General features: G+C 54.9%; 17 protein-coding genes and 1 pseudogene. 15 read left to right on the forward strand and 3 right to left on the reverse strand.

Features of this window, described 5'->3' with window-relative positions; genetic code table 11:
• Positions 1-39: 39 nt before the first annotated feature.
• From AC6T8Q_RS05370 to AC6T8Q_RS05380, 3 genes are all read left to right on the forward strand, one after another.
• Positions 40-6,135: a hypothetical protein gene (locus AC6T8Q_RS05370; protein ID WP_500678091.1), complete on the forward strand. Its 6,096-nt coding sequence runs from the start codon at positions 40-42 to the stop codon at positions 6,133-6,135.
• Between the two features lie 279 nt (positions 6,136-6,414).
• Entirely contained in the window at positions 6,415-8,322 is a 1,908-nt protein-coding gene (locus AC6T8Q_RS05375) for a dockerin type I domain-containing protein (protein ID WP_500678092.1), read from the forward strand.
• Between the two features lie 127 nt (positions 8,323-8,449).
• On the forward strand, positions 8,450-9,013 hold the full coding sequence (locus AC6T8Q_RS05380) for a TlpA family protein disulfide reductase (RefSeq protein WP_500678093.1): 564 nt from the start codon (positions 8,450-8,452) through the stop codon (positions 9,011-9,013).
• A gap of 91 nt (positions 9,014-9,104) precedes the next feature.
• Here the strand turns inward: AC6T8Q_RS05380 and AC6T8Q_RS05385 are convergent, their stop codons facing one another.
• Positions 9,105-10,259, reverse strand: a complete 1,155-nt coding sequence (locus AC6T8Q_RS05385) for a transglutaminase-like domain-containing protein (RefSeq protein WP_500678094.1) — start codon at positions 10,257-10,259, stop codon at positions 9,105-9,107.
• Positions 10,260-10,530: 271 nt separating this feature from the next.
• A complete protein-coding gene (locus AC6T8Q_RS05390) occupies positions 10,531-10,734 on the reverse strand; it encodes a hypothetical protein (protein WP_500678095.1) in 204 nt (67 codons plus the stop codon).
• On the opposite strand from AC6T8Q_RS05390, the gene AC6T8Q_RS05395 reads away from it, so the two are divergent.
• The 7 genes from AC6T8Q_RS05395 to rplS all read left to right on the forward strand — a co-directional run bounded on the left by AC6T8Q_RS05395 (position 10,733) and on the right by rplS (position 16,921).
• On the forward strand, positions 10,733-11,203 hold the full coding sequence (locus tag AC6T8Q_RS05395; RefSeq protein ID WP_500678096.1) for a hypothetical protein: 471 nt from the start codon (positions 10,733-10,735) through the stop codon (positions 11,201-11,203). The two genes, AC6T8Q_RS05390 and AC6T8Q_RS05395, sit on opposite strands and share 2 nt — an antisense overlap.
• 298 nt (positions 11,204-11,501) lie before the next feature.
• Positions 11,502-12,569, forward strand: coding sequence for a hypothetical protein (locus AC6T8Q_RS05400; RefSeq protein WP_500678097.1), 1,068 nt, complete (start codon positions 11,502-11,504; stop codon positions 12,567-12,569).
• 40 nt (positions 12,570-12,609) lie between these two features.
• Positions 12,610-13,509: an aminotransferase class IV gene (locus AC6T8Q_RS05405; RefSeq protein ID WP_500678098.1), complete on the forward strand. Its 900-nt coding sequence runs from the start codon at positions 12,610-12,612 to the stop codon at positions 13,507-13,509.
• Between the two features lie 139 nt (positions 13,510-13,648).
• A complete protein-coding gene (ffh, locus tag AC6T8Q_RS05410; RefSeq protein WP_500678099.1) occupies positions 13,649-15,133 on the forward strand; it encodes a signal recognition particle protein in 1,485 nt (494 codons plus the stop codon).
• A 195-nt stretch (positions 15,134-15,328) separates the two neighbouring features.
• Positions 15,329-15,787 (forward strand): 30S ribosomal protein S16, encoded by a 459-nt coding sequence (gene rpsP / locus AC6T8Q_RS05415; protein ID WP_500678100.1) that lies wholly within the window; start codon positions 15,329-15,331, stop codon positions 15,785-15,787.
• A gap of 16 nt (positions 15,788-15,803) precedes the next feature.
• Positions 15,804-16,484 carry a tRNA (guanosine(37)-N1)-methyltransferase TrmD gene (gene trmD, locus AC6T8Q_RS05420; RefSeq protein ID WP_500678101.1) on the forward strand — a complete coding sequence of 227 codons (681 nt, stop codon included), beginning with the start codon at positions 15,804-15,806 and terminating at the stop codon, positions 16,482-16,484.
• Positions 16,485-16,522: 38 nt separating this feature from the next.
• Complete coding sequence (gene rplS, locus AC6T8Q_RS05425) at positions 16,523-16,921, forward strand: 50S ribosomal protein L19 (RefSeq protein WP_496919599.1); 399 nt, start codon at positions 16,523-16,525, stop codon at positions 16,919-16,921.
• Positions 16,922-17,782: 861 nt separating this feature from the next.
• Here rplS and AC6T8Q_RS05430 read toward each other — a convergent pair.
• Positions 17,783-18,184 carry a transposase gene (locus AC6T8Q_RS05430; protein ID WP_500678278.1) on the reverse strand — a complete coding sequence of 134 codons (402 nt, stop codon included), beginning with the start codon at positions 18,182-18,184 and terminating at the stop codon, positions 17,783-17,785.
• Positions 18,185-18,651: 467 nt separating this feature from the next.
• Here AC6T8Q_RS05430 and AC6T8Q_RS05435 point away from each other — a divergent pair.
• From AC6T8Q_RS05435 to AC6T8Q_RS05455, 5 genes and pseudogenes are all read left to right on the forward strand, one after another.
• Positions 18,652-18,978 (forward strand): annotated as a pseudogene (locus AC6T8Q_RS05435) (hypothetical protein); the annotation flags it as partial.
• 2 nt (positions 18,979-18,980) lie between these two features.
• Positions 18,981-19,382: a hypothetical protein gene (locus AC6T8Q_RS05440; protein WP_500678102.1), complete on the forward strand. Its 402-nt coding sequence runs from the start codon at positions 18,981-18,983 to the stop codon at positions 19,380-19,382.
• Positions 19,375-19,860, forward strand: coding sequence for a DUF6941 family protein (locus tag AC6T8Q_RS05445; protein ID WP_500678103.1), 486 nt, complete (start codon positions 19,375-19,377; stop codon positions 19,858-19,860). The genes AC6T8Q_RS05440 and AC6T8Q_RS05445 overlap by 8 nt, the downstream gene beginning before the upstream one ends.
• 615 nt (positions 19,861-20,475) lie before the next feature.
• Positions 20,476-20,937 (forward strand): YraN family protein, encoded by a 462-nt coding sequence (locus AC6T8Q_RS05450; protein ID WP_500678104.1) that lies wholly within the window; start codon positions 20,476-20,478, stop codon positions 20,935-20,937.
• Positions 20,938-21,037: 100 nt separating this feature from the next.
• On the forward strand, positions 21,038-22,726 hold the full coding sequence (locus tag AC6T8Q_RS05455) for a glycosyl hydrolase (protein ID WP_500678105.1): 1,689 nt from the start codon (positions 21,038-21,040) through the stop codon (positions 22,724-22,726).
• The last annotated feature ends 13 nt before the right edge of the window (positions 22,727-22,739 follow it).

Raw genomic sequence — 22,739 nt, forward strand, 5'->3', positions numbered from 1 at the left:
AAGAAAAGACATTCACGAGGTCCACGTAACGAGGCGCGCATGAGTCGTGGCACTCGTGGCTCGCTACTCACTTCTCGCAACTCCTCCCGCCGCGGCGTTTTGCTGCTCGTGATCCTCGGCATGCTCACGCTGTTTCTGATGATCGGCACGGCCTTCATCATGTCGGGCAACCAATACCGCCGCGCGAACAAAACCTATTCCAAAGTCGGCGAAGCCAAGAACCTGCAAGCCTCGCAAGACGGCTTTCTCACTGAGGTGATCAACCAAATCATCCGTGATACGGCCAACCAAAATTCCTCGCTGCGATTCCACAGTTTGCTGCGGGATTTGTATGGCATGGAAGGGTTGGTGGCAACCATCCTGCCAAACTCCGCGGGATTCGCAGGAACGACCCCTAATTTCTTACCAGCTCCCTACACTCCTGTTGGAGAGGTAACCGGTCAGCAGTTCATTGAGTTCCGTTTTGCAACCACAGATGTTGCTCCGTATTTCGATCTTCAAGGGATCCCTCACTCTCAAAGCATGCCAGCACCATTAAATGGAACGGTTCAGAGCTTGCCGGTTGCAGATTCGGCACTGAATGGATCGATTCTGACTTTTCTCGATGGTCCGGCGAAAGGCAAATCAACGCGGATTGTTGGCTATTTTAATAACCCAACGAATAACATTGTGAGCTTACGCACGCTAAATGTGACGAGTCCCGATGGCATCGCGTTATTGGATCCTTCAGTCATTAACGGCTCGCGGATTCTCATCAACGGCCGGCCATTCAACGGCACGGGTGCGGGGTACAATCCCGATCCGACGTTGGCCGCGAATGATCCGAAATCAGGCGCAAAGGAAAGAGTTGTCTTTCCTTCCGGTACGCCGGAATTTGAAATTGCCTTGATGCCGAACGCCCCTTTCTTCAATGCTGCGAATCTGGTGGTCAACGGCACGGCGAACTATTTTCATCCTCAGTGGACGACGCTGACGCCCGTGCAGCAGCAAACATTATTCAACAGTTTAGGTTTTGAAGGCCTCGGCGGCAGCGACGAATCGTACGATGCGCCGGACTTTCAGAATATGTTCTTGGCTTGGACGGCGCCGAATCCGGGTGAGACTGCTATCTATGACTTCAATGCGCCGGAACACACTGTTCTGACTGATCCAGGGATCGATCGGGAATTCGGATACAACGGAAATCCAGATGATGATAACGGCGATGGCAATCCAGGGGATGGGAACGATGGTGATGACGATAGATCACTCGTCATTCCCTCTTTTCATCGTCCTGAGTTAATTCATTACTGGGCTAAACATCCAACATTTTTCTCTACTCCCGGTAAAGTGTGGGAACAGTCGACTCTCGGTGAGGCATATCCCATGCTTCGGAAAGTGTTGCTGCGGCCCAACTGGCTCGATCATCCGGACTTTACAGGAAGCAACCCCGAGCTGGCTGCGTGCGTGAATGACCGACAAAGACTCGCCCGCATGATCTACGGCCCGTGGGACGTCGACAACGACATGGACCGAGTGCGCGACAGCGTGTGGGTCGACTTCGGTGCGCCGGTGATGGTCGGCTCGAAGGGCCGGCTCGTCAAACCGCTCGCCGCGATCATGGTCCTCGACATGGATGGCCGGTTGAATGTCAACGCGCACGGCACGCGGGAGCTGGCGGGAATTGGTGGGGGCGCTGTTGTTCCTGATCCGTTGATTAATCCTGTCACGGGCACGACTTGGAACCAAGTCCCCCGAGGTCAAGGTTTTGGCGTCGCCGAGATCGATTTGGGACAATTACTTAATGCCAACACTTATGAACGCTTGATGAGAGGCGAGAGCAGAAACATCGATAATGACGCTGATCCCGATCTTTTTTTAGCAGGGCGGTATGGCCTTACTGACTTGATAAAAATCGATGACGAACCAGGCACCAAGAACGCATTCGAACTCTCGGCGCAATTGAAGATGCAGGGCTTTCCCTTCCAAGCCGATAGTTCGCCTATCGTGGCTCGCAGCAATTTTGGAACGCTCCCCGACTTGCGGAGCCGTTATCGCACCGCGCTGAACGACTTTGGTCAGTTCGTGACGACCTGGACGCCCGCCGACAGCAACGCTCATTCGCTCGTGGAAGACAATCCCTACGAACTCGATCTTTCCACAACAGGTGCCCGTGGCGACGGGACGAGCGTGGACAATCCGTTCTCAGTCGCCGAGTTGGAGCGACTGCTACGAGCTTACGATCTCGATGCGGGGACTCTCTCGCCGCGGTTGTTTGAACTTTTGAAGGGTGATCAACCCAATGTGCCTCTGAATGATCTCAACATCTGGCGGACACTGCTGACGACCGATAGCTATGACCTGCCAGAACCGGGCGTACAGTTGCCCTCCTGGGTGCGATTCGGTCTGAATAATGCGAAAGAGGCGGCAGGCAACGCCCAGTCGGACGACTTTGATAACGTGATGGGTCGTCAACCGATCAATGCTACATTTGCTGATTTGGTGGAGTATCGTCTGCGTATCTCGCAGAACCCTCCCTGGCATGTAAGCCAAGACGCGGCGAATCCTACGCGCTTACCTATCATCCAACGTCAAATGCGGATGCTGATCGCCCCCGAGATGATGGCAGGCTTGAAGCTTGATCTCAACCGACCGATCGGCAACGGGAAGGACGACGACAACAACGGTGTTGTGGATGAGCCAGGCGAGGATGAGGGGCCGTTTTGGCAATTCGACGACGCTCGTCTCAACCCGAACGAAGCGGCCAACACCGCGAAAGATGCATTCCGCAGTGCCGCTGGAGCGTTTCAAAATGCTATCGATTTAGACGGCGACGGCACGTTATCTATGACGGAACAGAACTTCAGTAATCCGACAACGCACATCGGTCGTGTGAACCTGCACAACTATCGTCGGCAGTTACTCGCGCGGCATTTGTATGTGCTGGCTTATGCTCTTGTCGATCCGTTCCAACTCAATACCAGTGGCACGCTTCCCCAAGCGAGCAAGATCAAAGCCCGGCAGTTGGCGCAGTGGGCGATCAATGCCGTCGATTTCCGCGATCCCGACAACATTATGACGGCGTTTGAGTATGACGAGAATCCGTTCGACGGTTGGGGCGTCGACGGCAACGCGGCCAACACTTTTGGACCTGACAACACGCAGGGCAATGCCGACGACGACGTGGCTAACCAACGGGCCGTCGTGTGGGGGCTGGAGCGTCCCGACTTGTTGATCACCGAAACATTGGCCTGGCACGACCGACGCACCACCGACACCGCGCGGGAAGAGATCGATCCACTATATATAGGAACTCGAACCGAGCCGGGCACTTTGGAAGACAGCGATCCGAAGAAGCGTGACCCACATCTCGATTCGCAATACCGTCCCAAGGGGGCAGCCTTTATTGAGCTTTACAATCCCAATGCCGCGAGCGGGGGGGCCAGCGCCGACACCCACGCCGTGCAGGGGTTCAACATCAACAGCAATCAGCCAAACGTCGTGCCGGGGCAAGATCTGGGCGTGAATCTTAGCGCCGTGGCGGTTGATCCTGATAACAATTCACGTCGTTCTCCTGTATGGCGAATCCAGGTGGTCCGCAACCGCAAGAAGGATGGCCTGACTTATGGCCCCGATCTGAATCCGATGTTGCTGTTCTATGATCCCGAGGATCGTGAGTCGTTGCCGGCAGTAAATCGGCCTGAGGTGGATCGCACGATCTACTTCGCCCCGACGGATACCGTCATTCAGAATCTGAGTCCTCAATACCCCGTGGGATATGGTTTTCCTGATAACTCCTATCAATCGCTAGATAGTACCGACGGAGTAGAATTCTTCACCGATTTGGGCATTCGGCCCGTGCGGCCGGGATCGTATCTAGTTGTCGGCAGCGGCGACGAAACGGCACCCGACTCCGGCATCTTTCGCTCGCCCGTCGGTTTGACGTTTGTGAATAACAATCCAGTTCAGTCGGGTAAGATCGGTCGTCGAATTGAACTCCGTGCTGATGTTGATTTGAATAACACCGCTGGTGCGTCGCCAGCACCCGTTGCCGTATTCAATTCAGCCACTGATGCCAGTCCCAGAAAAACACCTGCCTACAACAGCCACCAGTATGTGGCTGACGTGGCGATCATCAATCGCGTCATCGACCGCACGCGAGATGGCACGGTGCAAGGACCGGCGGACCGCGCCTTCACGTTCTCCGAACCGGCCAACGGCTATCCCACCCGTTTGCCAAACTTGGGCAGCTTGTGGTCGACGACCAATATTCCCTCCGGTGGACCGGAGGTCGAAGGTTGGTATGTAAACGGCCCGAACTCCTCGACGCCGTTACCGTTTGATATTCCGCTCGACGACAACGAAACGGCGGTGCGGCCACTCGATCCCGATTTGAAGAATTATGGCACCGTGCAAGGATACCGCTGGATATATTTACAGCGATTGGCTAATCCTCTGTTGCCGTTCAATCCGGAACGGGGCGAGCCAGGCCACGATCAAAACCGGCCTGTGAACCCTTACATGACGATCGATCACAGTTCGGTCAATCTGTCGGTGTTCAACGGCATGATCAATTCGGCCATCGTGCAGAACTCGGTCAATCCGGAATCGAACTTCGGCGCGAGCCCAGCAATCTCTGGTGAACTATCAAGCGTGGAACGTGGCTGGCGGAACGACCCGGCGGATTTAGCGAAGACTCTTTATAACGCCCAGAACAAAACCAATGTCCCGACGAGTCACAATAACGCGAATCCCTACAACGTTGAAACTTCGGGCAAACGTCCACGGGATAATGGCCGCTTTCCCGCAGGGTCTGGGCATTTCTTCAATGCCATGCCGGATTGCTCTTTGGGGCACCTGAATCAAGGATTCACGCAAAATTATGTTGGAGGTGATAAAGTCACGCCCAATCAACCTTTCCCCTGGCTGACATGGAACAATCGCCCGTTTGCCAATGCGGGGGAATTGCTCTTTGTCCCGGCGATGCGTTCGTCGCAACTCTTGCGGGCGTTCAGCTTGCTTGCCGCGGGGAATGCTGCTGGCACGGTCGATTCCAACCTCAAGAACGAAGTCTTCTCAGGCCGAGTGAACACGCCGATCAATACTTATGGCAATAAATATTTTCCGCTGTTCGTTAAATATTTGCCAATCAAGGATGGTCCCTTTGGGCATTTGATGAACTTCTTCCGGACCCAATCAAGCAACAACACGCCAACGGGTGATGGCATCGCTGGTTTGCATCGCGTGCTGGATTTTGTGAGCGTCCCCAGCATGTACGTGGGGAACGAAACGTGGCTCAACCCGATGGCGTTTGGCAGCACGCCGGTCACAAGCCCGCTTGATCCGCGTTACGGCTTGCAGCCGCCGTTCAACAAGATCGCAAGCCGGCGTGAACCAGGGAAGGTGAACATTAATACGCTTGCCAACGGTGCTGTATGGCACGGTTTATTTCATGGTAGTGCGAAGCGTGATGGTACTAGTTCTGGTCACCCTGTTATGGATGATGATGGATTTGCCTCTGTGCGTCGTGGTTACGGAACGTTAGGAGACGGACCAACGACGTTGAATGCCAATTCGCCTACCTTATTTGCCAATCCATTCCGGCCAGGCTCGACCGGCGGTTTTGTCCCATTACCTGCATTGTTGCGTAACGAGACCGAATCCACTTTCATGCGAACAACGGGCCAAGCACCTCTAAATAACTCAACACCCATTCCTCAGTCAGACCCCGTTGGAGTACCGCTATTCTCCGCCGATGTCACAGAAACGACCAACGCGACAGCGTACAAACACCGTGACTCTAACCGTAACCCCTACTTCCGCTACTCACCCATCTCGCGATTGTCGAGCATAACGACCACGCGCTCCAACGTGTTTGCCATCTGGGTGACGGTCGGGTTCTTCGAGGTGGAAGAAGTCGAACCTTGGTCTGCAGTAGCTGACAAAGCTAGATATGGAAATGACCCAGAAGTTTACAACCGTGTCTATCCCGACGGTTACCGCTTCGGCAAAGAAGCGGGCATCGAGACGGGCGAGGTGGAACGGGTGCGCGAGTTTGCCATCGTCGACCGCACGATTCCCGTCGCGTTCGAGCCGGGGGCCAACCACAACATCGGCGAGATGATCCGCCTCCGGCGGAAGATCAAGACGGAGTAGTGCTGGGGACTGGAGATTTGGGGCTCGGGTTTTAGGGCTAAGGCAGTAAGTGGATTGCGAAATGACCAGAGGGGAGACGAATAATCGGTATATTTCTCACCCCAGTCCCCCAATTCCTAGTCTCTAATCCCTCGCTAATAACGACTTACGACTAATACCTAACGACTATTTTATTGACACCCTCGCGGGCCGTGAGGATGATAGAAGGTGGTAGAGTGGGCGCTCTGCCGATTGGTCCTTGGGCAGGATCAATCCCTAATTTAATGAGAAGAGGGATTCATGCTTACGAATTTTCGACGGATTCATTTTCAATTTTCGCCGCTCCACCTGTTAGCCGCCCTGCTTGCGGTTGGCATCATGGGAGGATTTGCTGCGACGTCTCACGCAGAGGTGGTCGCGTTCGGCGACGTAGATCCGGATACTGATCCTGATCTGCCGCTGTTCGGTAGCCCGCTTGATGGCAGCGATCAGCCGATTCCGACGGATTTAATTACCGTCGGCACTGGTGAAGACGGTATCGGACGGTTGGTGATTGACGTGCCGGCCTTCACTTTGCCCTTGGTCTCTCAGGGCACCAATGCCGACACGATTGGTGCCATCGTCGGCGAAGGACCGAGTGCGATCGGCGAAGTCGTCATCACGGGACTTGGGTCCGAATGGGAAGTGCGTGGAACGTCGATCATCGGCGATCAAGGCTTGGCATTCATGTCGCTCTTGGCGGGGGCACGCTTCATTAGCACAGATGCTGATGACGGTAGCGGTTCACCCGTGGCTGATAGTGCGTTCTTGTATTTGGGATATCAGAGCGGCTCGGCTGCAATCGTTACGGTCGACGGGTTTGGTTCGCGTTTGCAGTCGACGTATCTGATGGTGGGTCGCGAAGGGGATGGTTCGATTATCGTCACCAACCGTGGCAACATGGTTACGATTGGTGATGCCACGATTGGCGTGGCTGATCCCGATTTTGATCCGGTGAGTCCGTTTCTCTCGGTCTCGCAACCGACGGGGCGCGTGACAGTTACTGGTCTTGGCTCACGCTGGACCACGCAGAGTAGCTTGACGATTGGAGATGATTTGACAGACACCGACGAACAAGGTTTCGGCGTGTTGGAGATTAGCGATCAAGCCATCGTGCAGGTTGGTAATTACACAACTCAAAGTCCTTTTGAAGAAGATGAGTTGATTATCAATACCAACGGTCGCGTGGAACTTGCCGGGGGAACCTTGCGCGTCCAAACGGGGACATCTGTCACGAATCAGACACCCATCTTGAATAATGGCGTCATCAAAGGCGACGGCATGATCGACGGCTTGCTCGCTATCTTGCCGGAAGGCGAACTCCGCAACGCGGCCAGCACGGCCAATCTTCGGGAAGAGCTGATTGTGACGGGACTCGTGGATAATTTCGGCACCATTGAATCGTTGGGGGGTGAAATGGAGTTTCTCTCCGAAGTTGTGAATAACTTCGAGATCGTCGCCCGCGATGCCGTGATGCGATTTCCCGCTGGACTTGAGAACAACGGCACGATCACCGTTGGTGGCAATACGACGATCCATGGACCAATCGATTTCGGGGGTGGCGGCGATTTGTTGGTAATGTCCGATAGTGCCACATTGGTTGTGGGTGATTTAACGTTCTCAGCCGGGAACGTGCTGGGCCTGACCGTCGGACCAGAAGCGGGCACGCTCGACGTGACCGGTGCCATCGATCTGGGCAACGCGACGTTGTCGCTCGATTATTCGGCCGGCATTTTTCCGCAAGCGGGTGATACCTATCAGATTCTGTCCGCTTCGGATGGAATCTTTGGAACGTTTGCGAGTCCCACGGCAACCGCCGGTGGCGGCATCTGGGATATTACCGTCGACACCAACCGTGTGTTGGCCACCTTCACGGGACTGGCCCCCACGCCCCTCGGTGCCGACTTCAACGGCGATGGCATCGTCAATGGAGCCGACCTGTTGATTTGGCAGGATAATTATGGCCGGACTTCGCCACCCGATTTGAGCGCCTTCGGTGATGCGGACGGCGATGGCGACGTCGATGGCCGGGACTTCCTGCTCATTCAGAGTCGTTGGGGCCTGCCAGGGGCGTTGGTTGCCGATTTGGTTTCCGTGCCCGAACCTTCGTCAATGGTGTTGCTGCTGTCGCTGGTCGGCGGCTTCGCGGTTCGTCGGAAACGCTCTTAAAAATAGAACGCAGATAACACGGATTTGCTAAGATTAGCCACGGAGTGCACAGAGGTCACAGAGTTAATTCTCTGTGTTGCTCTGTGAGCTCTGTGGCTTTTTCTATGAAATTACTTGGGTAGAAATCATGGCAAATAAGAAGCCGGGGATTGGAATCGGCGAGATCGTCGGCATCGCGCTCATTCTAGTGGTGCTGGTGACGATCTTCCGCTCCGGCGGGGGCGCGACGAATCTGGTTCCCGTCGGCACGCAGCTGCCGGAGTTGATGGCCGAGGGCTGGTTGAATGTCGGCGAGCCGTCAGCGTCAGCGACCGGAGGTTCCGCAATTCCGACGCGGGAGAATCTGAAGGGCAAGGTCGTGCTCGTCGATTTTTGGGCGACGTGGTGCCCCCCTTGTCGGGCATCGATGCCGAAGCTGGCGAAGCTTTACGAAAAGTATCCCGAGCTGGGCGTCGAGTTCGTGGGGCTCACTCCCGAGGACGAATCGAGCCGCGCGAGCATCGAGCAGTTCGTCGGCACGGTCAAGGGCTTCGATTGGCCGGTGGGTTACGGGGCGAATCCCACGCTCGACATGTTGGGCGTAGGCGTGCTACCCACGATGGTGGTCTTCGGCAAGGACGGCCGCGCGACGTGGTCAAGCACGTCGACGAACGGCCTGGAAGCCGCGCTCGACGAGGCGCTCGCGCGGTAAGAGATTTACCACGAAATACTCTAAAGACACGAAATAAGAATTAATTCAAATACCTATTCAATTTCTTTCGTGTAGTTCGTGTCTTTCGTGGTTAGAAACTCTGTTCTGGCATCGCCTCGAGTCCACCGGTCGGACGGTCGAGCATTTCGCGGATGTAGCGAACCTTGGGTTTGCCGCTGCCGGGGACCGGCTTGCCGATCAGGTAGTCGCTGGCGTAGCGCAAGGGATCGCGGGGGCGTTCGGGGACGTCGAAGTTGTCGCCCTTCTGCATGATCACGCGCGCCGTGGGCATCTCGCCAAAGGCTCGCATGCCGCTCGATTCGCAGGGGAACCAGTGCAGGTTGCCTTCGGCGTCTTGCAGGCAGAATTCTGGGTATTGGTGCTCGTGGACCCAAACCATCCGCGCCGGAATTTTGTCGGCCCGCAATAACGCCACGAACAAGGCACTCACGTCGTGACAGTCGCCCTTGCCGCGCTGCAAGGTTTCGACCGCGCTGTGGTCTTCGCCTTCTTCGTATTCGATATTCTGTTGCACGTAGTCGTAGATTTTTTCGATCCGCTGCCAGGTCGTCATGTTGGCGGGATCAATTTCGTCGGCGACTTTTTCTTCGGCCGACTCGGCGGTTTCAACTTTGTCGTCGAACACGGTGATTTCGACCGCATCGCTGTTGGTTTCTTCTTCGTCCTCTTTTTCGTTGGACTTCTTCTTATCGGGCTTCGGCTCGGCGAAGATCTCTTTGAGCGTGCGGCGAATCTTGCCATGGCTGGATTGAATGTACGGGCTGCGACCGAGATAGCGTTTGAGATCGCGGTCGGGCTTTTTCGGAGGAACCAACTCGGCCGTGAGCTTCTCATCCGGCGGCAGGATCTTTTTGGTGCGGACTTCAAACGTCAGCAGCGCGTGCGCTTCAACCCCGCCCGGAAGGTACGGGATATTGATCACCATCTGCCGGGCACCTTTGTTGAGAACGCGGTAGTCGACCGAGTCAATCTCCGGCGAGATATCTTCGTCGATGACGAGCACTTCCTGTTCGTCGCATTCAAAGGGGACCGCCACCATCGCGATGACGTCTTTCACAGGACCGGCAATGGCCGTGACCGAGGCGCCGACTTTGTAGCGCACGGCGACGGTGTCGCCATATTGGCGGTAGGGATCGGCCGCGGTGTCGGTTGCAGTGAGTTGGGCAAATGCGACTTGAGTGAAAACCAGCGCAAGCCAACAGGCGAAGAACAATCGTGCAAACATCGGTTTCTCTGTTCAGGAGTGATGGAGCTACCTTTAATTGTAGCTTGGAACAATTCCAGAAACCGAGCTTCTCGGCCAGCAATAGCCACAAAAAAACCCGCTCGACCGTGTTCAGGATGGCACGGCCGAGCGGGCGCAAGATAGGTTTGCACGTTGATTCGTCGCCAGGACTGCGGAGGGGACGCAGCTTGGCGATTGCTCGGCGTGCGCGGCAGACCCAGCGATTGGGTGGTGGGAGCTTGAGCTCTCTGCAGCAGTCACGCGGAGCGGCTTAGTTTTCGTCGGTCGACTTCGCGGGTTCCGGGTAGTTCGCGCGGCTCGATGGTCCTGGATCAGGTCCAGTCAGCGGCGTTGTACTCGGTGGGCCGTAAGTCGTGCCGGGACTGAGCGACGGCTGCGGGGTAGCGGGCCCAATGGTGGTGCCACTTTCGTACCCGGTTGCAGGAGCCGCTCCTTCACAACATCCGCTGTCCATGTACCCACCCGACCAGCTACCGGACGACTCGCAGCAAGGCGAGCACATCGAGGCGCACGGATCACAACAACAGGGGGGACACATCGGCACGCATTGCGGCACACACTGTGGGACGCATTGGCAGTTGGGCTGCTGCATCATCATCTGCGGTGCGGGTGCGATCATCTGGGGCTGGACATACGGGGTTCCCAACGCGACGGGGGTGGCCATCGTTGTCGGGGGAACTGTCGTCGTACCACAAATGGATCCGCGGTGGAGCCAGTTACGGGTACGGCTACAGCAGCCGGTGTTGGCAGCCGTTACAGCGGCCAACGCCAGCGCAATCATTACATTCGCTCTCATCGGAGTCTCCTTGGCACCCGTGGCGGGTGAAGTGTGGAGAGTTTCGTGGCGGGATTGTTGGTGGGGGTGCGATTGCAACGTTTGGTGCAATCGCACGGGTCTCGCAAGTGTGATCGAGTGGCCGTAAAGCCTTCCCAATCCTAAAACCAACTACGAAACATTAAGGTCAAGCAACTCTACAACACACCCAGCGATGTGCAAACGCAACACGAAAATTTTTTGCAACATTTTCCCGGCGCGCACGTTGAAAGAATGCTACATTTCTATAACCGCAGAGGACGGCCAAGGCACTCCCGTACGCCAAGGCCAAGCGGCACGATCCGACACAATGGAATGCGTCGTTCAGGCACGTTTTTCGTTGTGTTGCCGCTTCACATTTGGTGGAACTCCCGCGGCCGAAAACCTGAAGTTGGATGGAACCTCCCATGTTTGCGTTGATCCAATTGCGCCCAGCGATTGGCCGCCGCTTCGTCTCGTTATTTATGGCGGCCTGGTTACCGCTTGTTGCTGCGCCGTGTTTCGGCGCGTCGATTGCCGACCCTCCTGCGCCGCCGCAAGCCGACGAAATTTTGCTCATCAGCACCCGCAAACTCGGCACGACTTGCGACGCTAACCGCATGGACCGCGAGCTTGATTGCTGGCGGCTAACATTTGATGCCGCGGGGCAGCCGACCTGGGTGGCCTATGATTGGCACAATTTACAATTTCCTGCTAACGCCAAGCGACAGACCGTGATGTATGTCCACGGCAACCGCGTCTCGGAAGGGGTCGATGCCGCCGAAGGGATGGCCGTATATCAATCGCTGATTGGTGCCCGCCCCAGTGGGCTGCCGCTGCGTTACATTATTTGGTCTTGGCCATCGTCGCAAATTCCGGGTTTGATTAAGGACTATCAGGTCAAAGCGGTTCGCACGAACCCCGTGGCCTGGCAGTTGGCCTGGTTCTTGGATCAGCTTCCCGCGGAAACGCCCGTGGCCATGATGGGCTACAGCTACGGTGCTCGGGCCGTGAGCGGTGCAACCCATTTGTTGGGGGGAGGAACCTTAGGAACGCTCAAACTTGCGAAGCGACTGCATCCGAACCGTCCCCCGGTTCGGACGGCGTTGATGGCGGCCGCCTTCGATGCCGATTGGTTGCAGCCCGGCGAAGTTCATGAGAAAGCACTCTCACAAGTGGAACGCATGGTCGTCGTTACCAACAAGCAAGACCCGGCCATGAAGTTCTTTAAGCTAAGCACCAAGAATAGCCGGATGGATGCCCTGGGATTGGCGGGGATACCGCAGATTGAAAAGCTGGGCACGGCTGGCAAACGGGTGCAATATATTGATGTCACCCACGAGGTTGGCCGCAGCCACATCATTTACGATTATTTGGCCGACACGCCCAAAATGAATCGCATGTGGGCCCAAATGATCGATGACGACGCCCGGCCGATTCAAGACCTGGCGATCCCAGCCTACGCGCATTTGCGCACTGAAAGCACGCGGAAGTAGCTTATTCCGCTCTCGGCCAAAGCCTGTCATAATCAGTCGCATGAGCGACAGCGTGGCCTATTTCAATGGTGCCTGGATTCCGAACGCGGAGCTTGCCATTTCCGTTCAAGATTTGGGCTTCGTGCTGGGCGTCACGCTCACCGAAAAGTTGCGGACCTTTGGCGGCCGGCCTTATCTTGCTGAGGCTCATCTCGCGCGGATGCGCAATTCGCTCGAAATCGTTGGCTGGCACGCAGATCGACTTTGCGATGAAGCGGGTTGCGCGATTGATGAATACATGACGCGCAATGCGTCTCTGATTGCCGAGGGGGACGACTGGAACATTTCGCTGTTCATTACTCCGGGTAAGTCGGCGGAAGCCTTGAGTCCCACGGTCTGCGTGCATGGCTATCCGATTCCATTTCATCAGTGGGCGCACCAATTCGTCCAGGGTGTCGAAGCGGTGATCGTCGACGTGCGGCAGGTGCCGACCAATTGTTGGCCAGCAGAATTGAAGTGTCGCAGCCGCATGCACTATTATCTGGCGGATCGACACGCCTTGAAAGCATCGCCCAACGCTCGGGCAATCTTGTTGGATCAAGATGGTTACGTCTGCGAAGGCTCGACAGCCAACGTGATCGCGTATTTCGCGAACCGTGGGTTGGTGACGCCACGAATCGAGAAAGTCCTTCCCGGTGTGAGTCAGCAAGTCATTTTCGATTTGGCGAAGCGGATGGGAATCACACACCAAGAAAGCGATCTGCAGCCCGCCGATTTGTCGCAGGCCGATGAGGTGTTTTTTGCCAGCACGTCGATTTGCCTGTTGCCGGTGGTGAATCTCGATGGCCTGCCGATCGGCAGCGGCCAGCCCGGGCCTATCTTTCAAAAGCTGCTCGCCGGTTGGTCCGAACAAGTCGGCGTCGACATCGCGGCCCAGGCCCAAAAGTTCGCGATTCGCTGATTTTGAATCATCGCTTGCTAGTTGACTCAATTACTACGGCCGGTTCCCCCTGTTGGGCGAATTGGTTAAAATCATGAATTCGCTTGATTTCATTGATTCGTGCCGTGGCCTTCGGGTTTGCGGCTGTTAAGGAAACACCATGTTTGAAGCCCTGCAGGATGGACTCAGTAGCGCGTTTAAGACCTTGCGCGGCAAAGGAAAGCTTTCCGAAGCCAACATGCGCGACGGCCTCAAGCTGGTCGAAAAGTCGCTGCTCGAAGCCGACGTGAGTTTTGCTGTTGTGCGGGAATTCATGTCGCACGTCACGCAGGAAGCCGTCGGCGAAAAGGTCCTCAAATCGCTCGATCCCGATCAACAAGTGGTCGGCATTGTTCACCGCGAGCTGATCAACCTGATGGGCCCCGTGGACAACTCGCTGCATTTGAAGCCCACGGGCGAAGTGACCGTCCTGATGATGTGCGGTCTGCAGGGTTCGGGCAAAACAACGACCTGCGGCAAGCTCGGCCGGATGCTCAAGGAAGCGGGCCGCAAGCCGTTGCTGGTTGCTGCGGACCTACAGCGCCCCGCGGCGATCGACCAACTCCACGTGCTGGGCGAGCAACTGGGGATCTCGGTCTTTTCGGACCGTGCCCAGAAAGATCCGGTCACTGTTTGTAAATCGGCGGTCGAGCAAGCGAAAAAATTGGGCGCCGACGTCGTGATTCTCGATACGGCGGGCCGACTGCACGTCGACGACGAGTTGATGGAGCAGCTCGAACGCATCGACCGCCAATGCGCGCCGCATCAGGTTTATCTGGTCGTCGACGGCATGACCGGCCAGGACGCGGTGAACAGTGCCAAGGTCTTCAACGAAGCCTTGGAGCTCGACGGCGTGATCCTCACCAAGATGGATGGCGATGCCCGCGGTGGCGCGGCCCTGTCGGTGAAGCAGGTTACGGGCGTGCCGATCAAGTTCATCGGCACGGGCGAACATCTCGACGCGCTCGAAGAATTTCACGCCGACCGCATGGCGGGACGAATCCTTGGGCAGGGGGATATCCTCACGCTCGTTGAGAAAGCACAGCGCGAATTCGATCAGGACGAAATGCTCCGCCAGGAAGAGCGGATGCGCAAGGGCGAATTCACGCTCGACGATTTCAAATCGCAGTTGAGCCAAATCAAGCGACTGGGGCCCCTGCAAAAAGTGATGGGCATGATTCCCGGCATGGGGGCCTTCAAAGATGCCCTCGGGGATATGGACGCCGAAAAGGATATGCGGCGACTGTTTGGGATCATCGATTCGATGACCGCCGACGAACGTCGCAATCCGACGAAGGTGATCGACCAAAGCCGACGGCGGCGAATCGCGGCAGGGTCCGGGGTCGAGCCGCACGAAGTGAACGATCTCGTGAAGCAATTCACCGTCATGTCGACGATGATGACCTCCATGGCCGGCAAGGGAATGCGCGAGCGGATGAAGATGGTCCGCGAGATGCAATCGAGCCTCACCAACCCCAACGCAGCCGGCCTGGGCAAGAAAAAACAGCACACCGGCAAGCGGCTTTCCCCCGCGGAGAAGGCCAAACTCAAAAAAGACCGGGAAAAAGAGCTGCGCAAGCGAAAACGCGACCAACGCGGCGGGTAGCGATTGTCCCAGCCGGCTCGCCACGCGAGCCGGGATTTGCGGCCACATCACCCCTTCCCTGTCAGGACAAAATCTGGCAAAATTACGGGTTTCCAAGAGATACCTGAGCCTGGGCTGGTAGACCCGTCTACCGGTAGGCTTCCTATACAGACATTTCCCATTGATCGCGTTGCAGTAGCCAGCGAGGAGAACTACGTGGCAGTCAGAATTCGCATGAAGAAGATGGGTCGGGCCCATCGGGCATTTTTCCGTGTGTGTGCGTTTGATCAAAATTCACCGCGCGACGGTAAGGCTTTGGAAGAACTCGGTACCTATGACCCGAGCGTTCCCGATTCAGATGCCCGCGCGGTTCTCAATGGCGAGCGGATCTCCTATTGGTTGAGCGTCGGTGCCCAGCCGAGCGAAAAGGTCGCTATCCTGATTAAGAAGTACGGCAAGGACGGCACGCACTTGGATAAGCAAAAGGTTGCGCTCGATAAGATCGCTGCTCCCAAGGTTGTGCCTGCTCCTGGTGAACCTGCTTCGAAGCCCAAGAAGAAGGGCGAAGAACAAGAGCCAGCTCCCGAAGCCGCTCCTGCTGCGGAAGCAGCACCCGCTGCCGAAGAAGCTGCTGCCCCCGCTGAAGCAGCTCCCGAAGCCGCGGCCGCGGAATAATGAACTAAAGCCAACAATGCGATTCGATGTATTGACGCTGTTTCCGGAAATTTTTTCCGGTTACATGACGCAAAGCCTGCTCAAGCTGGCCATCGAACGCTCCCTCGTGCGGATCGATCTGCACAACATACGAAATTGGAGTCGAGACAAACACCAATGTGTCGACGATCGACCCTTCGGGGGCGGGCCGGGGATGGTCATCAAACCCGAGCCCACCGTGGAAGCGGTCGAAGAGGTTCAAACCCAGGGCGATGGCCCAGGGCATGTGATTTTGCTGACTCCCCAAGGGAAGACGCTCAATCAAAAAGTGGTCGAAGAACTCGCCACGCACAAACGGCTGTTGCTGTTGTGCGGTCGCTACGAGGGCTTCGACCAACGGGTGAGCGAGATTTTGCAGCCCCAAGAGATTTCGGTCGGTGATTTCGTGCTCAACGGAGGCGAAGTCGCGGCGATGACGGTCATCGACACGGTGATTCGACTCGTACCGGGAGTTTTAGGGGATGAAGACAGTAGCCGGGACGATTCGTTTTCAACCGGCAACCGGCTTCTGGAACACAGCCAATACACGCGGCCACGCGAGTATCGGGGCCACCAGGTTCCGGAAGTTTTGCTAAGCGGCGATCACACACAGATTGCCGCCTGGCGACAACAGAACAGTCAAGAACGAACACGCCAGCGCAGACCTGATCTGCTCTAGCCGCTTGCGGCTTAGCGACCTAATAAAAGGAAAAATCCATGAGCCAACAAATTCTCAAACTCGTTGAACAATCGAGCCTGAAAACGGACGTTCCACAATTCGAAATCGGCGACACGGTCGACGTACACACCCGGATTCTGGAAGGCGACAAGGAACGCATCCAGATTTTCACCGGCGTGGTGATCGCTCGCAGCGGCTCGGGTTCCAAGGAAATGTTCACCGTGCGTCGCATCGTCGACGGCCAAGGTGTCGAGCGAAAGTTCCCGATTCACTCACCCCGCATTGCCAAGGTCGACGTCAAACGCAGCGCGGTTGTGCGTCGTGCGAAGCTCTACTTCCTGCGTGAACTTTCCGGCAAGGCCACCCGCCTCAAGGAACGCCGCACCGATACGCCGAAGGCCAAAGCCAGAGCAGCCAAGGCCAAAGCCGGCAAGTAACCAGCCGCTCGCGGCTTAGCAACAAAAACACAACGCCCAGGGATCACAATCCCTGGGCGTTTTTGTTGCGCGAATATTGAAAACCACGAAACACACCAACCACACGAAAAACTTTGGCGCCGGGTGATTTGTCGGTACTGCCGACAAGACACCCAGGGCAGTCGACATGTTGACGAGAACGAAACACGCCGCAGTCATTTCAGCTTTGACAACGCCTGATCGGTCAATGGTGATTTGAATTTCTCGCATAAGAGAAGCAGCTAATGCAAACCACTAACGCAATGGCAATGGGAATGACAGAAGATGCCATCTGTGCCGACCAAAGTGGGTTAAGCGGACTGTTTGCCATAATCGTCGGTATCAGCAAAAGAGACGCATTGAGTGCGTGAAGCCCACAGATCGTACCAAAGATGATTAAACCAATTCTGACCATCGATATCGCTAAACTAAAAGAAACAGTTTCGCTACCAAAATGGCGTATTATTGACATTCTATTGTCAAATGAAGGAAACTCCCAACATCAATTCTCGCTCGCATGCTGGGTGAGGCGACTTCTTTTCTTTTGGCCAACGGCCAACCTCATCGTAGCCTAGGGCAACGCCCTAGGGATGGAAACCGACCAAACCCAATTGGCTGAAAGCCATTTTCATATGTCCCGGAATGCGAAGGTCATGGTGATGAATAGGACCTTCGGCCCAACGAGCTGGTCCAAAAATCCTCCTGGGGCGATGCCCCAGGCTACGGTGACATAAGGCCTTCGTCCAAAAAGTTCCTTGAGTTTTTGCTAGAATTTGGCCGCGCCCCCCGTTAGGTTAAGTGTGTGCAAATGTATACAAAAGCCCAGGCTTTGCACAATAACCGCTAGCAAGCCGGGAGTTGTTGTGCAGGTGTAATAGTTTCTGTGCAGTTGAAAGTCGGGTCGATTCCAAATTCCTGCACCGCATTAATCAGGCAGCTTAGGTTGTGGCAAACGAACTTAGCCAGAACTTCGTTCTTCATGGCGATATCATTCTTCGCTTTTACGCTGTCGCCATACTTACGCTTAATCATCGAAAACATGGACTCAACATTCGACCGTTGGTGATACCGCGTTAAAAACTCATCCCGGTGCAAGTTGAAAAAGTGATATGCCTTGTCCCACACACCGGCGCGGCCTGGACGGGAGTTGCTTTTGAACGGGATAAAGGCATTTGCGCCAATAGCGTCAATTGCGAATAGATTGCTTTCAGAGAGATAGGCTTTGTTTGCGCATATGTCGCCAATTTGTCAATACAATTGGTATATATTTTTAGTAACTACCGATAAAGGGGGCTTTATGGCCAAATCTGCAAAGGAAAAAGAGATAGGAATGGTGATGCTTCCCGGCTGCCGGTGCGGCCACGACTGGCTATCCCGCGATCCAGGAGAGAAGCCAAGAGTTTGCCCGAAATGTAAATCGCCGAACTGGGACAGAGAAAAAAAGTTTGAGCGGAATGCTTAGGTTGCAGGCTGGCATAAAAATGATTGAAATAGACCACCGATTTATTGCACCGCAATATCCACCATGATACTATCGCATGGTGGCAAAAACTCCCGATAACTACGCTATCCATTTGGCCAGCCGAACTGGGACCCGTTTGGATAATAAGCAGGAAAGCAAGCTGTCTCCGTTCGAATTAGCTGGGGCAGCGGAGTTAAGAGCTAAATAAACGGATACGACTGCCGCAACTTTTCTCTCTGACGCTTGCCCGGTATACAATTGCCACGGTATGACATTTGCCTCTAGAAGGACCATGCCGAAGCCTGAATCGTTCGTCACATTGCTTGCTGAGGATGGATTTAGGAAGCTTGCTGATGGCGAGGAAGTGCAGGTCGGTGACATTGCAATTTATTTGGATGATGACGGTCAAGTCGACCATTCCGCCTTGGTAGTTGAGCTTGTTCAGGGGTATGGTTTCGGACGAAAAACACCTTGGGTCCTTAGCAAGTGGGGCGCGGGACCAGAGGTACGGCACCGCTATAATTACGGGCCATACTCGACTAATGTGGAGTTTTACCGACAGAAAAAGTGGATTTAAAAATGTTTGATGAACTCAAGATTAGCTTGACTGTCGCGAATGACGCGGGGTTTCTATTCAAGAAGTTGATGCGTGACAACGATGTGGTGACACTTGAGCGTAACAAAACCCCAGAACAGCTTTTGGATGGCTTCGAGAAAGCCTTGAAGGCACCTAAGGATATTAGCGACTTGCTGTCAGCCTACGCGTACTTAGGGGCAATCTCGCTTTCAAATTCTCCTACAGCTATTGCTGCCTTAGACGACTTAGATGTAAGCGGGTTGCAATGGGGAGAAGAGTTGATCGCTAGAATCAAACAGCGATATGCTCCGTCCCAGCGGATTTACATGGGAGAGGTTACCAGCAATAAGTCAAGTATGTCATCGTCAAACAGCACCCAAAGGATAGTCATACCAAGTGTTTAAGACATCGCTTTTCGTTTGCGCTAGCTCGTGCTCAATTGACCAGTTCACGAATAGGCTGAGTATCTTCAATCTCATTGAGGATATTCAACCAAGCCAATATCCTGGGGTTGTTGGTGACTGCACTGTTGTGATTGTGCTAGAGAGAGAAGATGGCGATGCCGAGCAAATTAAGCTCGACCTAAAGCTAGACAACAATGGCAAAGAAGTATTTAGTGGCCGCATTAACTTCGACTTTGATGGCAAGCGTCGATGTCGGTCAGTTGTGACTGCACTGATGCCTTTTACAGAGCCTGGCATCCTTCGTTGGCGTTTAAGTGGGGCTAGCTTCAAAACCGCAATTTACGAGATACTTGCTGTGGAACCGCCGAACAACAGCGCCTCCTTTGGATCGCAATCGATGCCCAAAAAAGCTGCCAGAAAGAAAGCCGTCGCTGCCCCCAAGAAAAAAGCTAAGCGAAAAACAGGTAAGCGCTCGTAGCAGCGTCATTCTGCAAATTCAACAGCAAGCTACTCCTAGAATCGTGGGTAGCTTTTTTTGTGCAGCCACCCGACTTAATGTGCAGGCGGCACTTCTTGTGCAAAGCCCAAAAGCCCAATGCGAGGTGACCAATGCCCAAACTGCGAGATCCCGAGGCTTGCATCGACGACGAGCCTTCCAAGCCCACAGAAATGACATGTCGGAAGGTGGCCAAAAATAGTTGTGGCACCCAGCCCACGAATCACGATAATGGGGTCTTGTTGTTAGTTTGTTTTGTAGGCCGGAAAGAGTAACACGAGTTCCGGCAAGCAGTACGTTAACGCTAAATACTTTCCCTATGATGAATTTCCGGAACTGCGCACTGCTTGTTCCGGCCTACAAGATTACATCCATTACGAGGGACGGAGGCTTCACACCCTCAATCCTGGCCACGCCGAAGGTCCGCGCTGATGGCGAAAACGATGAAAAAAACACGATTCCTATTGGAAGTACGCAAAAAAGCCTGCCAAGTTGGACAAGTTGGAAACCTTCGCGTCATTCCCGAGAAAAACGAAGGTTTGTAACAGAAATCAACTTGGCCAGGTTGGCTAAGTAGGAGGTCGAAATCATAAAATAATGAAACTAGCTCACTCATTATCTCAGAGGCTTTTGCGACTCGCCGCCAGCGTGCGCTCATCGCTCCGCCTCTCAAGCCGCGCGCTGACGTTGGGAGAACGGGGTGAGCTCGCCGCGGCGAAGTTTCTTGAACGTGCTGGCTATCGCGTGGTCACAACGCGGATGCGGCAACGGTATGGCGAGATTGACATCATCGCGGTGCAAGAGAAGACCGTCGTGTTTATTGAAGTGAAAACGCGGCGGTTGGATTTAACGACGCAACCCGCGGATGCCGTTGATGCGCAGCGACGGCAACGTCTTACCCGCGCGGCGTTGGCATTCCTCAAGTTTCACGGATTGCTGGAGTATCCGAGCCGGTTTGACGTGATCGAAGTCGTTTGGCCGAGTGATGCCGAATTGCCGACGATTCGGCAGATCGAGGACGCCTTTCCGGCCGTGGGGCGGGGGCAGTTTTACAATTAGCATTCCAAGTTTGCGAAAGAGCAGGATTTGTGTAAAATAACGTGTTAAAGCACTTGAATTCAAAGTTTTTGGTGCGGCGAACTTTTCCAGGCGGAATAATATGCGGCGTTTCATCATTCTGTTGGCGGTTCTCATCGCGTTGGTAGCGCAGCGTTCTTACGGCCAGACCTACCGCTTCGAGGCCGAAGCGGGGCAGATGTTCGGCACGTTGGTTCGCAACACCGTGCCTGGCTATTCCGGCACGGGCTATGTTACCGATTTCACCAACGCCAACGATCGTTTCGCGCTACAGGCCAACATCCCCGCTGGTCTTTATGAAATGTGGATTGGTTACCGTTCGCAATATGGCGAGAAGGGCTACACCTATCACGTCAACGGAGAGACGGGGAGCGGCATGTTTGAGCAGACGTCGACTTGGTCCGAAGAACGCGCGGGGTTGTTCAGTATCCCGAACAGCACGAGCACGCTTGGCATCCAACACAATTGGGGCTATTACGATATCGACTACTTGGAGTTTCGTCCCTATGAACCACCCGTGGTGTTGCCGGTGAGCACGCAGCTCTCCGATCCGCAAGCCAGCCCGCGAACGCAGTGGCTGATGAATTACATGAATAGCCAATATGGTCAGAAGACATTCTCGGGGCAGCAGCACAGCTCAAGCCAGAATCTCTCGTTCCCGGTCAATTCCTACCTCAGCAAATCCGGCGGTTTGATTCCCGCGATTCGTGGTGGCGACTTCATCGAGTATTCGCCGTCGCGTTTGCAGTATGGCTCGAATCCTCGCAATGAAACCGAGCAGACGATTCAGTGGGCGAAGCAGACCGGTGGCATCGTCACGATGATGTGGCACTGGAATGCGCCTGCCAATCTCATTAATCAGACTGACAAAGAGTGGTGGCGTGGTTTTTACACGTATGCCACGACTTTCGATTTGCCTGGTGCTCTGGCAAATCCCAATGGCAACGACTATCAACTGTTGTTGCGGGATATCGATGCCATCGCTGTGCAGCTGCAGAAATTCGAAGACGAAAATATCCCCGTGCTTTGGCGGCCGCTGCACGAAGCGCAAGGGGAATGGTTTTGGTGGGGCGCTCACGGGCCCGAGACGTTCAAGGACTTGTGGCACTTGATGCACGACCGGCTTACGAACGAGCATGGCCTGCACAATCTGATTTGGGAATACACGTCGACCGGCGTGAATGAAGAGTTTTTGGATTGGTATCCGGGCGATGAATACGTCGACATGATCGGTGCGGATATTTACACCGATCCGACTTCCAGCATGAGCGGCGAATGGCAGGATTTGCTCGAAGTGTTCAATGGAAACAAGTTGATCGCTCTTTCCGAAACCGGCACGCTGCCCAATCCCGACGTGATGGATCAATGGGGGATCGAGTGGAATTATTTTTCCCCTTGGAGTGGCTCGTTTATCGATGCCATGACCCCCGCGCAACTGCAAGCGACTTTGGGTCATGAAGACATTATCACGCTCGACGAGTTGTTGATCACACCTTGGAAACAGAGCGGTGGTTTTCTGGGGGCTGATTTGAATTTCGACGGCGAAGTGAACGGCGCTGATCTCGCAATCTGGCAAGCCGCTTATGGTGATACTGCCGTGGGGGATGCCGATCTGGATGGCGATACCGATGGCCGCGACTTCTTATTGTGGATGCGGCAGGTCACGGGAGCAGGACAATTGACCGAGACATTGAACGTCCCCGAGCCGGGGGCGATGTCACTCGTTTGGTTCGCAACAGCGTTCGTCGTTTTTGGCCGCGCAAGGTGGTAGAATCAAAGGGTGG

This window comes from Bythopirellula sp. (assembly GCF_041737835.1).
GTDB lineage: Bacteria > Planctomycetota > Planctomycetia > Pirellulales > Lacipirellulaceae > Bythopirellula.

Excerpts from the sequence above, each read along its gene's own strand:
- AC6T8Q_RS05455 (WP_500678105.1), top strand. The coding sequence starts at position 21,038 with ATGCGGCGTTTCATCATTCTGTTGGCGGTTCTCATCGCGTTGGTAGCG.
- rplS (WP_496919599.1), top strand. The coding sequence starts at position 16,523 with ATGAGCCAACAAATTCTCAAACTCGTTGAACAATCGAGCCTGAAAACG.
- AC6T8Q_RS05405 (WP_500678098.1), top strand. The coding sequence starts at position 12,610 with ATGAGCGACAGCGTGGCCTATTTCAATGGTGCCTGGATTCCGAACGCG.
- AC6T8Q_RS05450 (WP_500678104.1), top strand. The coding sequence starts at position 20,476 with ATGAAACTAGCTCACTCATTATCTCAGAGGCTTTTGCGACTCGCCGCC.
- AC6T8Q_RS05385 (WP_500678094.1), bottom strand. The coding sequence starts at position 10,259 with ATGTTTGCACGATTGTTCTTCGCCTGTTGGCTTGCGCTGGTTTTCACT.
- AC6T8Q_RS05440 (WP_500678102.1), top strand. The coding sequence starts at position 18,981 with ATGTTTGATGAACTCAAGATTAGCTTGACTGTCGCGAATGACGCGGGG.
- AC6T8Q_RS05400 (WP_500678097.1), top strand. The coding sequence starts at position 11,502 with ATGTTTGCGTTGATCCAATTGCGCCCAGCGATTGGCCGCCGCTTCGTC.
- trmD (WP_500678101.1), top strand. The coding sequence starts at position 15,804 with ATGCGATTCGATGTATTGACGCTGTTTCCGGAAATTTTTTCCGGTTAC.
- AC6T8Q_RS05380 (WP_500678093.1), top strand. The coding sequence starts at position 8,450 with ATGGCAAATAAGAAGCCGGGGATTGGAATCGGCGAGATCGTCGGCATC.
- AC6T8Q_RS05390 (WP_500678095.1), bottom strand. The coding sequence starts at position 10,734 with ATGGACAGCGGATGTTGTGAAGGAGCGGCTCCTGCAACCGGGTACGAA.
- AC6T8Q_RS05395 (WP_500678096.1), top strand. The coding sequence starts at position 10,733 with ATGTACCCACCCGACCAGCTACCGGACGACTCGCAGCAAGGCGAGCAC.
- AC6T8Q_RS05375 (WP_500678092.1), top strand. The coding sequence starts at position 6,415 with ATGCTTACGAATTTTCGACGGATTCATTTTCAATTTTCGCCGCTCCAC.
- AC6T8Q_RS05370 (WP_500678091.1), top strand. The coding sequence starts at position 40 with ATGAGTCGTGGCACTCGTGGCTCGCTACTCACTTCTCGCAACTCCTCC.
- ffh (WP_500678099.1), top strand. The coding sequence starts at position 13,649 with ATGTTTGAAGCCCTGCAGGATGGACTCAGTAGCGCGTTTAAGACCTTG.